Source organism: Kitasatospora sp. NPDC088783, from assembly GCF_044750705.1.
Taxonomy (GTDB): Bacteria; Actinomycetota; Actinomycetes; order Streptomycetales; family Streptomycetaceae; genus Kitasatospora; species Kitasatospora fiedleri.
Genome location: NZ_JBIVKJ010000004.1, coordinates 81443 through 94565, shown reverse-complemented (window position 1 = coordinate 94565; position 13123 = coordinate 81443). Strand labels below are relative to the sequence as shown.

General features: G+C 75.5%; 11 protein-coding genes. 3 read left to right on the top strand and 8 right to left on the bottom strand.

The window, feature by feature from the left end:
- Positions 1-42 precede the first annotated feature (42 nt).
- The 3 genes from ACIP60_RS12785 to purD form a co-directional block, all read right to left on the bottom strand.
- Positions 43-1584 carry a N,N-dimethylformamidase beta subunit family domain-containing protein gene (locus ACIP60_RS12785; RefSeq protein ID WP_400682878.1) on the bottom strand — a complete coding sequence of 514 codons (1542 nt, stop codon included), beginning with the start codon at positions 1582-1584 and terminating at the stop codon, positions 43-45.
- Positions 1585-1747: 163 nt separating this feature from the next.
- A complete protein-coding gene (locus ACIP60_RS12780) occupies positions 1748-3247 on the bottom strand; it encodes a hypothetical protein (protein WP_400682876.1) in 1500 nt (499 codons plus the stop codon).
- Between the two features lie 498 nt (positions 3248-3745).
- Positions 3746-4990, bottom strand: coding sequence for a phosphoribosylamine--glycine ligase (purD, locus tag ACIP60_RS12775; RefSeq protein ID WP_100837266.1), 1245 nt, complete (start codon positions 4988-4990; stop codon positions 3746-3748).
- A gap of 484 nt (positions 4991-5474) precedes the next feature.
- Here purD and ACIP60_RS12770 point away from each other — a divergent pair, with 484 nt between their 5' ends.
- Positions 5475-6260, top strand: coding sequence for an SLATT domain-containing protein (locus ACIP60_RS12770; RefSeq protein ID WP_400682873.1), 786 nt, complete (start codon positions 5475-5477; stop codon positions 6258-6260).
- A gap of 75 nt (positions 6261-6335) precedes the next feature.
- On the opposite strand, the gene ACIP60_RS12765 is transcribed toward ACIP60_RS12770, so the two are convergent.
- The 3 genes from ACIP60_RS12765 to ACIP60_RS12755 all read right to left on the bottom strand — a co-directional run bounded on the left by ACIP60_RS12765 (position 6336) and on the right by ACIP60_RS12755 (position 8867).
- Positions 6336-6983, bottom strand: coding sequence for a hypothetical protein (locus ACIP60_RS12765; protein ID WP_400682870.1), 648 nt, complete (start codon positions 6981-6983; stop codon positions 6336-6338).
- Positions 6984-7027: 44 nt separating this feature from the next.
- Positions 7028-7924 (bottom strand): GntR family transcriptional regulator, encoded by an 897-nt coding sequence (locus ACIP60_RS12760; protein WP_400682868.1) that lies wholly within the window; start codon positions 7922-7924, stop codon positions 7028-7030.
- A gap of 145 nt (positions 7925-8069) precedes the next feature.
- Positions 8070-8867, bottom strand: a complete 798-nt coding sequence (locus ACIP60_RS12755; RefSeq protein ID WP_400682865.1) for a carbon-nitrogen family hydrolase — start codon at positions 8865-8867, stop codon at positions 8070-8072.
- 159 nt (positions 8868-9026) lie between these two features.
- Here ACIP60_RS12755 and ACIP60_RS12750 point away from each other — a divergent pair, with 159 nt between their 5' ends.
- Complete coding sequence (locus ACIP60_RS12750) at positions 9027-9854, top strand: maleylpyruvate isomerase family mycothiol-dependent enzyme (protein ID WP_400682863.1); 828 nt, start codon at positions 9027-9029, stop codon at positions 9852-9854.
- Positions 9855-9864: 10 nt separating this feature from the next.
- Here ACIP60_RS12750 and ACIP60_RS12745 read toward each other — a convergent pair whose 3' ends face one another.
- Both ACIP60_RS12745 and ACIP60_RS12740 read right to left on the bottom strand, forming a co-directional pair.
- Positions 9865-11265, bottom strand: a complete 1401-nt coding sequence (locus ACIP60_RS12745; RefSeq protein WP_400682860.1) for a nitrate/nitrite transporter — start codon at positions 11263-11265, stop codon at positions 9865-9867.
- Positions 11266-11330: 65 nt separating this feature from the next.
- Positions 11331-12551 carry a M64 family metallopeptidase gene (locus ACIP60_RS12740; RefSeq protein WP_400682857.1) on the bottom strand — a complete coding sequence of 407 codons (1221 nt, stop codon included), beginning with the start codon at positions 12549-12551 and terminating at the stop codon, positions 11331-11333.
- 266 nt (positions 12552-12817) lie between these two features.
- Here ACIP60_RS12740 and ACIP60_RS12735 point away from each other — a divergent pair, with 266 nt between their 5' ends.
- Entirely contained in the window at positions 12818-13081 is a 264-nt protein-coding gene (locus ACIP60_RS12735; protein WP_400682854.1) for a helix-turn-helix domain-containing protein, read from the top strand.
- Positions 13082-13123: the final 42 nt, after the last annotated feature.

The window sequence follows — 13123 nt, the reverse complement described above, 5'->3', positions numbered from 1 at the left end:
CAGCTGGGGGGCTCTGCGGGCGAGTCTTTCACGCCGGTGCGGTCAGGAGTCGGTTCGCCCCTCCTTGCAGAGGTGGTCCAGCAGGTTGGCGGTGGCCCGCTGGATCCGCTCGTCGGTGTGGCCGGGCCGGTCCAGCGCGGGCGACCAGGCGAACGTCCCGGCGGCGAACACGTACGCGCCGCTGGGCGCCCGGTACAGCGAGGTCTCCTGGTGGGTGGTCCGCCCGGCGGCGTCCCGGTACGGGGAGTGGGCGAGCAGGACGCGTTCGGTGTGGGCGGGCAGCGGGACCTTCGGGTAGTAGCGGTCGGCCTCCCCGGCGACCAGGTCGGGCAGTTCGTCGCCGTCCGCCAGCCCGGTGCCCTGCCACAGCCAGTGACCGGTGTTGCGGGCCACCAGCGGCACCGGCGCGGGCACGCTGCCCGCGTACTGGATGCCCAGCAGGTGCTGCTCGGGCTCCCCGGCGTCCCGCCACAGCGCGGACGCCGCGCCCGGCACCCCGGCGGCGGGGTGGTCGGCGGCGACCCGCTGGCGCTTGCGGCAGTTCAGCAGCCGGGACGGTTCGCCGTTCGGCCCGGCCGACAGCTCGACCCGCCAGTACACGGCGTTCGCGGACAGGAAGACCAGCGAGGTGCCGCCGTCCCGGGCCCGCTCGGCGGCCCGCCGCATCGGCTCCGACCAGTACTCGTCGTGCCCGGGGAAGACCAGCGCCTTGTAGCGGGAGGCGTCCACCAGCCCGGCGTGCAGGTCGGTGGCGGTGGCGTAGCCCAGGTCGTAGCCGTAGCGCTCGGCCCAGCGGATGAAGTCGTAGGCGTGCCCGACGTGCAGCGGCAGCCCGGCCCCGGCGTGCGGCCGGTCGAAGGAGACCGTGACGGCCGCCTCGGCCTCCCCCACCAGGTGCCCGGCGCCGTCCCAGGCGTGGTAGAGGCTGGCCCCCAGGTGCCCGTCCTCGGGGAACAGGTTGTACGCCTGCCAGGTCACGTCGGGCAGCACCAGCAGCAGGTCGGCGGGGGCGAAGTCCCGTACGGTGAACGGGATGTGGCTGCGGTGGCCGCCGTCGGCGGTGGTCAGCACGGCGACGTACGCGCCGGAGCGCCAGTCGGCCGGGATCTGCAGCCGCCAGGACTGCCACCAGTGGTGGCAGGAGACGGTGCGGTCGGCGACCATCGGCGCGGGCTGGGCCAGGCCGGCGATCAGCGGGCTGGAGTACACCTGGCGGGCGCCGTCCCCCGCGTCGTGGCCGATCCGGTAGACGTCGACCTGGAACTCCTGCGGCGGGTTGACCGTCACCCGGAAGTCCACCGCGCCGCCGGGGCGCGCGGTGCCCGCCGAGGCGAAGCCCTTGATCTGCCGGCGCACGTCGTCCGCGTTGCGCGGGCCGCTGACCGCCGGGCGGGGCCGGGCCGGACCGTCCACCGGCCGCTGCCCGGGGGCGTCCACGCTCACGTACCAGGGGACCACGCCCTCGCCGTCGGCCAGGTAGTGGTCGGGGCTGCGCAGCCAGGGCAGCGGGCCCTGCCCGAACGGGTCGGACACCCCGTGCGCCAGCGTGCCGGACTCCCACCGGCGGTTGGATTCCGTCCCCACACGCCCTCCCCACCCCTTCGCCCATCCACCGAGGGTTTGGCAATTGCCATGCGGATGTGCGTGCGGACCAGCACACCACAGTTGGACGGCGAAGCGTCACCCCACCGTAGCAATTGGTACGGATGAAACCGGGTTTCCCGGGACACTCCCGAACCGTCCCGGTTCAGCCCGAAAGTCGTACCGGTCGTTCCAGTCGGACACCGGCCCGCTCCAGCCAGGCGCGCAGCGGACCGTCCTGCCCGTCCTCGACCGCGCGGGCCACCGCGGGGGCCAGCTCCGCCCGGGGTGCGGCCGGGCAGACCAGGACCGGTCCGTCCAGCCAGTCCAGGCCGGGGGTGGCGGTGCCCGCGTCCACCGCGGCACAGCAGACGGTGGCGGTCAGGTGCTCGACCAGCAGGTCCCGGCCGCTGCGCACGGGGGGCAGCGGGGGCGCGACCCGGGCGGCGCGCGCCACCTGGCCGGCCAGCGCGGCGGCCAGTTCCTCGGCCTCGCCGGCGGCCAGCCGGGCCAGCAGCTTGTCCAGCGCCGGGCCGGTCTGCGGGCGGTCCTCGCCGAGCGCGGCCTGGAGCGCGGCGGCCTGGGCGCGCCAGCCCCGGTCGACGACCTGCCGCGGGTAGTCCGCCCAGTCGAGCGGCTGCCAGCCGTCGGCCGGCTCCTCGTGCAGCAGTTCGGCGGCCAGCCGGGAGACCCGGGTGTCGACCAGGCCGGGCTCCTCCAGCAGGTCGCAGGCGGGGCGGTCGCCGAGCCGGTTGCCGTAGTCGTCGGCCAGCCGGTCCCGGCGGGAGAGCTCGGTGAGCGCGGAGACCACGCCGGCGTTCAGGTGCGCGGGGTGCAGGCCGAGCCGCCAGGCGGGCAGCGCGACCCGGGTGAGCAGCCGGTCCCAGCCCGCGTAGGCCAGGCCGACCTGGGCCTGGGCGGCGATCCGCGGCCCGTAGTCGACGGCCCGGGCCCGCTCGGAGGCCCAGGCGGCCGCGGCGTGCTCCAGTTCGGCGGAGTGCTCGCGGCAGGCGCCCAGCAGCCGGCGGTCGACCGGGCCGGTCAGTGCGGCGGGGCCGCGGCGGCGCTCGCCCAGCGCGGCGTCCAGGGTGCGCAGCCAGCGGCGGGCGGCGGCGATGTCGGGGTCGGCCGCCGCGGCTGTGCCGGCCACCACGGGGGCCAGCAGGGCGCGCAGTTCGGCGGCCCGCATCCACCACAGGAAGGGGGAGCCGATCACCAGCACCGGTGCGGCGGGGCCGGTGCCGCGACCGGGCCGGCCGGCCGGGTGCGGCTCCTCCAGCCAACTGTCGCAGTCGGGGGTGAGCGCGATCGCGGCGGGCGCCGGGACGTCCAGCCGCTCGGCGAGCTCCTCGATCAGCCGGTACAGCTCGGGGGCGTCCGCCCGGGCCAGCGGCACCGCGGGGGTGACCGGTGGGACGGCCCGGCGGTGCGCCGCGGCGACCAGCGCGGCCAGCCCCAGGGTCAGCGCGGCGACCGCGCAGACCGCCCAGCGGATGCCGTCCCAGAGCGGGGCGTCCGGCGACCCGGGGGCGCCTATCCGTCCGGTGAACCGCCCGGCCAACAGCACCACCGCGCAGGCGGCGGGCAGCGCGGCGGCGGCCACAGCCCGTCCGCGCAGACGCAGGACGGCCTGGGCTCGTGCGCGTGCGGTGTCCACTGCAGCCATCGCCGCGGCACCCCCTTCGCAGCCGACTCGACTCGATCAATTCCGGTACGGGAAGCGGCGGATGCCGAACCCGGTGGTGCGACTCGCGTGGCGCTCTCCTGCCAGTCTCGACGCCCCGGTGCGGGCGGGTGTTCCGGAAGTCCGGCGATTCCACCCGTCCTGGTGACACCGTGTCGGGGCGCGCCACCGCTCCCAGCATCCCCCCGGCGCGTCGGCGCGACGAGCCGCGTCCGCGCCGGTGCCCCCGCCCCGGCGCGATGCAGCGCACCCTAAGGCCCGCGCTCGCGCCCCGTCAGCAGGATGCCCGCGCCATCACCCGAAGGGCTGGTTTTCCGGTCACGGTGCTGACCGCGACGACCTCGGGAAACGCCGCGGGGCGCTGCGTCCGGACGGGTCGGTCCGGGCGCAGCGCCCCGCGGGCGGGTCCGGCCGCCGGGCGGCTGCCGGGATGGCGGCCGGGATGGCGGCCGGGATGGCGGCCGAAAGGATGCCGGGCGGCTACCGGGCGGCCTCGGCGGCGATGTCGGTGCGGTGCTGGGCGCCCTTGAAGGAGATCTCGGCGACGCCCGCGTACGCCTTGGCCCGGGCCTCGGCGAGGTCCGCGCCGACGGCGGTCACCGACAGCACCCGGCCGCCCGCGGTCAGCACCTCGCCGGCCGGGCCGGACCTGGTGCCGGCGTGCAGCACGAACGCGTCGCCGCCGGCCTCCGCCGCCGCCAGGCCCTCGATCGCGTCGCCGGTGCGCGGGCTCGCCGGGTAGCCCTCGGAGGCCATCACCACGGTGACCGCGGCCTCCTCGGACCAGCGCAGCGGCTCCAGCTCGCCGAGCGTGCCGTTGGCGGCGGCGAGCAGCACGCCGGCCAGCGGGGTGCGCAGCCGGGCCAGCACGACCTGGGTCTCCGGGTCGCCGAAGCGGGCGTTGAACTCGATCACCCGGGTGCCGCGCGAGGTCAGCGCCAGGCCCGCGTACAGCAGGCCGGAGAACGGGGTGCCGCGGTGGCGCAGCGCGTCCACGGTGGGCTGCAGGACGGTGTCCAGCACCTCCTGGACCAGGCCCTCGGGGGCCCACGGCAGCGGCGAGTAGGCGCCCATGCCACCGGTGTTGGGCCCCCGGTCGCCGTCCAGCGCGCGCTTGAAGTCCTGCGCGGGGACCAGCGGGAGCACCGTGGTGCCGTCGGTGATCGCGAACAGCGACACCTCGGGGCCGTCCAGGTACTCCTCGATGACGACCCGGTCGCAGGCCGCGGCGTGCTCCAGCGCGGCGGCGCGGTCCTCGGTGACCACGACGCCCTTGCCGGCCGCCAGGCCGTCGTCCTTCACCACGTACGGGGCGCCGAAGGCGTCGAGCGCCGCGGCGGCCTCCTCCGGGGTGGTGCAGACGTAGGAGCGCGCGGTGGGGACGCCGGCCGCGGCCATCACGTCCTTGGCGAACGCCTTGGAGCCCTCCAGCTGGGCGGCCTCCTTGCCGGGGCCGAACACCGGGATGCCGGCCGCCCGCAGCGGCTCGGCGACGCCGGCCACCAGCGGGGCCTCCGGGCCGACGACCACCAGGTCGGCGCCCAGCTCCCGGGCGAGCGCGGTGACCGCGGCGCCGTCCAGCTGGTCGACCGGGTGCACCGCGGCGACCCGCGCGATCCCGGCGTTGCCCGGGGCGCAGTGCAGCTCGGAGACAGCCGGGTCTTGGGACAGTGAGCGGCACAGGGCGTGTTCGCGGGCGCCGGTTCCGATGACGAGGACCTTCACGCCTGCCAAGCCTAGTCGGTGGCCGGTTCCGTCCCGTCGGCGGCTCCGGCGGAAGCTCCAGGTGCCGGGCCGGTCGACGCCCGGTGATTCGTGGGAAAGCACGAGAGCCGCTCCGGGCAGCCGGTCCGTCACACCGGCGACCCCGGCCCGCCTCGCTCGGACGGGTGAAATCCGGCCGCCCGCCGCAACCCTCCCACCTCGTCTTCCGGAGGTGAAATCACATAACGATCACTGCGGAAGCGCCCCCACGGTAAGCCATTTGGCGGTAAGAAGTGCTGTTGGACCAGGACCCGGCCGCACCGCCGGGCACGGCACCATGGGCGGTTCCCAGACCCGCGCGCGGCGCCACGGGTCCGCACCGCCACGCAACGAACCACCGGTTCCGCGCGCCGACGGCCCGACCTCCGGGCCGCTCGGGTCCCGTCCCGCCAGTCCCGGTGCCCGCCGGGCCTCCGCAGTCACCCCGCCACAGGGAGCGCCACAGGTGAGCCAGCCGGAAATGCAGCCCGAGGAGAGCCCCTGGGGCAAAGAGGTCGCCGACGACGACCAGTCCGTCCCGGGTTCCGGCGGACGGACCCCCACCCGCCGCCGGGCCGACCTGAGCGCGCGCCAGTTCCCGCTCGGCGACTGGGGCGAGCCCGCCGAGCGCCTGGAGGAGCTCTACCGCTGGTCGGAGGAGCGCGCCGTCGAGGCGATCGACTGGTACCGCCGGGACCGGGTCTGGAAGCGCCGCTGGGCCCGCCTGCTGCGCTTCTCCGCCACGGTGTTCGCGGTCGGCGGCGTCACCGCCCCGCTGGTCTCGCTGACCGGCGAGCTCCCGCACGCCGTGGAGTGGGGCTACACCGGCCTCGCCCTGGCCGCCGCCGCGCTGCTGGCCGACCGCGCCTTCGGCCTCACCTCCGGCTGGATGCGCGACGTCTCCACCTCGCAGGCCCTGCAGCGCCGCCTGGAGGCCTTCCAGTTCGACTGGGCCTCCGAGTGCGTCCGGGAGGTCCTGGGCCCGACCGAGGGCACCGCGGGCGAGGCCGCCGAGCGCTGCCTGGGCGTGCTGCGCCGCTTCTGCGAGGACGTCTCCGACATGGTCCGCAGCGAGACCTCCGAGTGGATGCTGGAGTTCCGGGCCGGCATGAGCCGGCTCCCCACCCAGGCCCCCGGCGCCTGGGGCGGCCGCAGCGAGGGCGGCTCCAACGCCCAGGTCCGCGTCCTGCCGCCGCCGGGCACCCGGCCCACCATGCCGCGCCAGCGTCCCCCGGAGGGCCCCCTGCGCTGAGCCGGGCCGGGGGCCCGGGCGCGTGCCCCGGGCCCCGTACCGTTCGCGGGCGCAGACGAAGGCTCGGGCTCGGGCTCAGGCGAAGACGATCATCGAGCCCTGGGTGACGCTGCGGGTGGCCGCCGCGTAGAGGCCGGACCAGGCGTGCCGTTCGCGCGCGTAGGGGTGGAAGTCATCGATCGGCGGCCCGAAGGGCTGCTCCAGCCGGGTGGGGCCGAGCGGGCGGGTGGGCACCGGGGGTTCGAGCGGGTCGATCCCCAACAGCGGTGCGACCGCCTGGAGTTCGCTCAGCAGCCCGTAGGAGGAGCCCAACGGCCCGCCCGCGGCGAGGAGTTCGTCGGCGACCAGCGGGGCCTGGAACTCCATCGGCAGGTAGGCGCCCGCGTGGTCGAAGTGCCAGACCAGGTGCGACTGTTCGGCGGTGGCCTCGAACATCTCCAGCAGCTGCTCGTAGTCGCTGCCGAGCGCGTCCACCGGGGTCACCTCGAACCCGGTGAGCCCCAGCAGGTAGGCGCGGCGCAGGAAGTGGAGCGAGTCGTAGTCGAACGCGGCTATCGCCTCGACGTCCCCGGAGAAGCCCGGGACGTACGGGTGCACCGGGACCGGCGGCAGGCCGTGCTGGGCGAGCACGGTGTTGTAGCGGTCGAGGTCCTCGCGGAACGGGTTCTCGGGGCTGTGGGAGAGCACGTCCACGAGCGGGACGAGCCAGAGGTCGCAGGCCATGGGCCGGCTCATCCTCTCGGGTGGCGGGGCAACGGGCCCCAACCCTACCGGCCCGTGGCGGGCTCCCCGCTGCCCGGGCGGAACGGCCGGGCGAACCGGCCGGGCGGCACGAAGCGGGGCATCGGCACCCGGCCCAACCCGACGGCGGCGGAGGCCGGTTGGGGGGCGGTGCCGGGCGGCCGCTCGACCGCCGCGGCGGGTGCCGGGACCACCGGTTCGCGCAGCAGCCGGAGCACCGCGACGCCGTCGAGCGGCTGGTCGAGCCGCCGGGCCAGCAGTTCGACGGTGAACAGGTTGTAGTCGTTGACGATCCGGTGCGCCCCCTGCCGGTCCCGGGCCTCGATCCGGTCGACGAGTTCGCCGTGCCGGTCCCAGCAGACGCCGGCCAGCTCGCCGCCGGCCCGCAGGTGCGGGGCGGCGAACATCCAGGACTGGATCCGCAGCCAGCCCAGGTAGTCGGCGATCCGGTCGTTGCACAGCACCCCGGCGGCCTCCTGCCAGAACCGCAGGTCGCAGCCGACCAGGACGTCGAGCTGTCCGGCCCGGGCGGCCCGGGCGGCGGCGTCGGCCCGGCGGCGCAGCGAGGCCAGCCGGGACCAGTCGTAGCCGTGCGGCCGGCCGGACAGGTGGCGCAGCGCGTTGTCGGTGAGCAGGGTGCGGGCCTCGAATATCTCCAGGAAGTCGTGCCAGGTGAACTCGGGGACGGTGAAGCCGCGGTGCGGTTCGCTGACCAGCAGGCCCTGGGCGGCGAGGTCGACCAGGGCCTCCCGGGCGGGGGTGGCCGAGACGCCGTAGACCTCGGCGATCTCCTTGACGGTGAAGTTCCGCCCGGCCGGGAGCCGGCCGGCCATCATCTCGTCGCGCAGGGCGTCGGCGATCTGCTCGCGGAGGCTGTTGCGCCGGATCAGGGCGCGCCCGCGCCCGGCTTCCGCAGCGGTCATGGCCGACCCCTCTCCGTGCCGCGCGCCCTCATGCGGCCGGAATCCGGCACACAAAACGCGCACAGAGTACCCCGGAATGGTCAATCCGGACCAAGGGCACGGAGAAATCCGCCCCCTCGGCGGCGGACCGGCGCCGAGGGGGGCGTCAGCGCTGCACGGGGGCGGGGATGCCGAGCAGCCGGTCCCGGTGGACCGGGAAGTCGGCGCGGCACTCGGCGACCAGGGCGGGGTCGAAGTCGACGGTGAGCACCTGCTCGTCCGGCCCGGCCTCGGCCAGCACCCGGCCCCAGGGGTCGACCACGATGCTGCGGCCGGCCTGCTCGACCCCGCCGTGGGTGCCGGCGGTGTTGCAGGCGAGCACGAAGGACTGCTCCTCGACCGCCCGGGCGCGGGCCAGCAGGTTCCAGTGCTCGGCGCGCCGGGCCGGCCAGGCGGCGGGGACCACCAGCAGTTCGGCGCCGGCGTCCAGCAGGGCCCGGAACAGCTCGGGGAAGCGCAGGTCGTAGCAGGTGGCCAGGCCCAGCGCGGCGAAGCCGGTGTCGGCGGTGACGATCTCCTGCCCGGCGCCCATCACGACGGCCTCGCCGCGGTCGAAGCCGAAGCGGTGGATCTTGCGGTAGGTGCGGACGAGTTCGCCGTCGGGGGCGAACAGCAGCGAGGTGTTGTAGATCGGGCCGTCCGGGTCCCGTTCGACGATCGATCCGGCGTGCAGCCAGCAGCCGACGGCCTTCGCGGCGGCGGACATCGCCTCGGCGGTGGGCCCGTCCAGCGGTTCGGCGCCCGTCGGCCAGGCGTCGTACGCGAAGCCGCCGACCGGCCACAGCTCGGGCAGCACCACCAGGTCGGCACCGTCCTGGGCGCGGACCAGCGCCGCCGCCCTGGCCCGCCGCTCGGCGGCCGGCTCGGCGTCCGACACGGCGAGTTGGATCAATGAAGCGCGCACAGTACCACCGTCCACGACAAGAGTCCTACGATCGTCACCCGAAAGCGCTGCCCTGCTCTCACCCGGCAGCGTAACGTGCCGTATGCGCGTCCGTGCGGAGGTCTCGGCAGCCCGGACGACGTGGGACGACGCAAGCCGACGGAGGGGCCGGAGATACCCGTGACGGACAAGCAGGCCGTGCAGGCGTACACCGACGCGTGGACGCAGTCGATCGAGTCCATATCGGAGCTGCTCGCCCCGTTGCCGACCGACGCCTGGAACCGGGCCACCGAGTGCCCCGGCTGGTCGGTGCGGGACGTCGTCTCGCACGTCATCGGCATCGAGTCCGAGCTGCTCGGCGACCCGCGCCCGATCCACGCGCTGCCGCGCGACCTGCGGCACGTCACCAACGAGTTCACCCGGTACATGGAGCTGCCGGTCGACAAGCGCCGCTGCTGGACGCCGGTGGAGATCACCAGCGAGCTGGAGTACACGGTGATCCGCCGCTCCCGGGCGCTGCGCAACGCCCGCCACGAGCCGAACGACCCGGTGCGCTGGCCGGCCGGCCCGCTGGCCCGGGACGTCCCGTACGCGACGCTGCTGCGGATGCGGGCCTTCGACGTGTGGGTGCACGAGCAGGACCTGCGCCGCGCGCTGCAGACCCCGGGCAACCTGGACTCCCCGGCCGCGGTGGTCACCAGGGACTGGCTGATCGAGTCACTGCCCAAGCAGGTCGCCAAGGAGGCGGGCGCCCCGATCGGCACCACGGTGGCCTTCGACGTGGCGGGCGCGCTGCCCTTCCACCGCACCGTGCGGGTCGGCCCGGACGGCCGGGGCACCGTGGACGACTCGGTGGTGCTGGCCCCCGAGGTGCGGCTGTCGATGGACTGGCAGACCTTCGTCCGGCTGTGCTGCGGCCGGGTCCGCCCGGAGACCGCGATCGTCAACGTGATCGGCGACCGGGAGCTGGGCGACCGGGTGCTCGCCCACCTGGCGAGCACCCCCTGAGTCCGAGCCGCTACCGGACCAGCTTGCGGCGCAGCCGCAGGATCATCGCCGTCCCGAGCAGCAGCGGCAGCAGCTGGAAGCAGAACGCCAGCTGGTAGGCGTGCGCGCTGTAGCCGTCGCTGCCCGGGTCGGCGAGCGCGTCCAGCAGGACGCCGATGCCGAGCAGGGTGATCATCGAGCCGATGAAGCCGCCCATGTTGGCGATGCCGGAGGCGGTGCCCATCCGCTCGGCGGGGTTGTACGCGCGGGCGTAGTCCAGGCCGATCAGCGAGGCCGGGCCGTTGCTGCCCATGACCAGCATCAGCACCACCAGCAGCCAGGTCGGCGGGTGCCCGTGCGGCCAGGCCAGGGTGGCGGTCCAGCAGAGCGCGGTGACGGCGAGCACGGTGAACGCGATCGGCAGCCGGGAAGCGGCGGTGCGGGAGACCATCCGGCCGAACAGCAGGCCGAAGACCATCCCGCTGAGCACCAGCAGGCTGAGCATGCCGCCCGCCCCGGCCCGGGACATGCCCTGCCCCTCGACCAGGTAGGGCAGCCCCCAGAGCAGGCCGAACGCGGAGGCCGGGAACGCCGTGGTGAAGTGCACCCACATCCCGAGCCGGGTGCCGGGCTCGGACCAGGCGGCCCGGATCTGCTGCCCGACCGGCAGCCGCAGGCTCTCGTGCCGCACCGGCGTCGGCGCGCCCGGCGGGGCCTCCTTGAGCAGCACCAGCACGACGGCGAAGACCGGCACGCCGGTCAGCGCGATCGTGCCGAAGGTGGCGCTCCACCCGGCGGTGTGCAGCGCCTGGGCGAGCACCACGGTGGTGACCAGGTTGCCGCCGGTGCCGATCAGGCCGGTGAGCTGGACGACGAACGGGTTGCGGGCGGCCGGGAACCAGCGGGCGGCGACCCGCAGCACGCTGATGAAGGTCATCGCGTCGCCGCAGCCGAGCACCGCGCGGGAGGCCAGCGCGGGCGCGAACGCGGTGGAGAAGGCGAAGGCCAGCTGCCCGGCGCTCATCAGCGCCACGCCCAGCAGCAGCACCCGGCGCGGGCCGATCCGGTCGACCAGCAGGCCGACCGGGACCTGCATCCCGGCGTACACCAGGACCTGCAGGATGGAGAAGGTGGACAGGGCGGAGGCGCCGATGCCGAACCGGGCGGAGGCGTCCAGCCCGGCCACCCCGAGGCTGGTGCGGTGCACCACGGCGAGGACGTAGACGGCGACGCCGAGCGACCAGGCGAACCAGGCGGCGCGTCCGCCCGGCGGGTGGAAGACCTCGTCCACGATCCGGGCGGCGGGAGAGCCAGGAGCCCCGGGAGCCTCGGGAGGGCCGGGGACGGCGGCAGCGGCGGCGTCGGCGTCGGCGGGTCGGCGGGGAGCGGGTGCGGACAGGGACGGTGCGGTGCGGGCGGGGTCCACGCTCATAGTGCTACCAGGCTAGTCATCCCATGACCTGATCTTTGGGCCGGGGTGGTCCGGGACGTCCGGTTTCAGCCGGTGAGCGTCCAGCTCTCGGTCCGGGTCATGTACCGCTCGCGGAAGCCCTCGTCGCGCACCCAGTCGGTGGTGTCCCGCACGGTCGCGGTGACGGTGTGCCGGCCGCCCGGCTCCAGCGCCAGCTCCCCGGTGTCCAGCCAGGTGCCGTCCGCGGTGCTCGGGTCGACCGGCTTGCCGTCCAGGGTCCAGCTGATCCGCAGCTGCCGCGGTCCGGTCAGCGCCAGCGGCCGCACGTGCAGCTTCGGCCGTCCGGAGACCGGGCCGGAGGCGGGCTCGGGCTCGTCGGCCGGCTTCACCCGGCGGTACAGCTGCTCGATGATCGCCTCCCGGGAGGGGAGGTTGTAGGTGCTGCCGAGGGTGCGCATCACCGAGTCGGCGGTCGGCCGGTACAGGCCGTTGGAGCTGCGGTAGGTGCCGATCACCCCGCCGCCGTCCGGCGACTCGGCGCCCAGCCAGTGCCACCACTTGGTCTTCTCCCGGAGCATCTCCTCGGCGTCCACCGTGGCCAGGTTCGGGTAGTCCGGGTCGTTCGGGGCGGAGTCGTACTCGTCGCCGAGGGCGCCGACGGTGTGGCCGATCTCGTGCTGGATGATCCGCCCGGCGTCCGGGCTGCCGCCGGACAGCGTGGTTACCCCGGTGCCGCCGGCCCCGCCGTACTCGGTGGAGTTGGCCAACGCGATCAGGTACTGCGGCCCGCCGCCCTGTCCGGCCCAGCGGGCGGTGGCGTCCTCGTCCGCGCAGAGCAGGCGGGCGGTGCCCTCGCACCAGAAGTGCATCCCGAGCGGGGTGGCCGGGTCCTTCCCGGTGCTCTCGGTCTCCGCGATGCCCGCCACCGGGGAGACCACGTCCACCCGCCGTATGTTGAAGAACCCCTGGTAGGTGCGGAACGGCTCGATCTCCAGCAGCGCCCGCCAGGCCCGGTCCGCCTGCTCGTGGAAGAGCTGCTGCTGGGCGGAGGTGTAGCCGTCGCCGAGCAGCACCAGGGTGATCCGGTTGGCCGCGTCGCCGGTCAGCCGCAGGTCCACCGAGGGCGCGCCGGGGGCCCGCAGGTCGGGGCGGGCGGGCGGTGCCGGGCGGTCCGGGCCGGGCGGCGGGCCTATCGCGGTCGAGGGCGCGGGCGAGACCAGCTCCACCGCGGCGGGCAGCGCGGCGGCGGCCACCAGCAGCAGGGCGGCGGCGGAACGCATCACGGGGCCGGGAGCACCAGTCGGCATACGCGGGAGTCCTCGCTGCGACGGTCACCCGGCCTGGCTGCGCGGGTGGTCTGATCGCACACACGTACCCATCCGGGCCGCGGGCCCGGCCCGGGCGGCGCGAAACTCCCTCGGGCGGCCCAATGCGCGACCCGTCCGGAGCGGCCCACCGATTCCCCCAAGTACCGACCGGCGCGCCGGAGTTGGACAACCGACCAGTAGCCCGGCCGACCGGCGGACGGGCGGGATACCCTGCCGAACGGGGGAACGACAGGGGGAAGCACCGCATGGAGACCCAGCAGCGCACCGACCCGCGCGCGGCGTTCGGACGCGCCCTGCGCGGACACCGGCGGGACGCCCGGCTCACCCAGGGCGAACTCGCCGCCAAGGCCGGGCTCGGCGTCCGCACCCTGTCCGACCTGGAGCGCGGCACGTCCGGCCCGCGCCCCGCCACCGCCGCCCTGCTCTGCGCCGCCCTCGGCCTTGGCCCCCCGGACGCCGAGCACTTCCACGCCCTGGCCCGGGCCGGCTGGCGCGCCACCCGGGGCTGACCGGAACGGCCGCGGGCCCCGCTCCGGCGTCCGGAACGGGGC

Bases quoted from the DNA above. Each gene is read 5' to 3' on its own strand.
- ACIP60_RS12780 (WP_400682876.1), bottom strand. From the start codon at position 3,247: ATGGCTGCAGTGGACACCGCACGCGCACGAGCCCAGGCCGTCCTGCGT.
- ACIP60_RS12765 (WP_400682870.1), bottom strand. From the start codon at position 6,983: ATGGCCTGCGACCTCTGGCTCGTCCCGCTCGTGGACGTGCTCTCCCAC.
- ACIP60_RS12760 (WP_400682868.1), bottom strand. From the start codon at position 7,924: ATGACCGCTGCGGAAGCCGGGCGCGGGCGCGCCCTGATCCGGCGCAAC.
- ACIP60_RS12745 (WP_400682860.1), bottom strand. From the start codon at position 11,265: ATGAGCGTGGACCCCGCCCGCACCGCACCGTCCCTGTCCGCACCCGCT.
- ACIP60_RS12740 (WP_400682857.1), bottom strand. From the start codon at position 12,551: ATGCCGACTGGTGCTCCCGGCCCCGTGATGCGTTCCGCCGCCGCCCTG.
- ACIP60_RS12735 (WP_400682854.1), top strand. From the start codon at position 12,818: ATGGAGACCCAGCAGCGCACCGACCCGCGCGCGGCGTTCGGACGCGCC.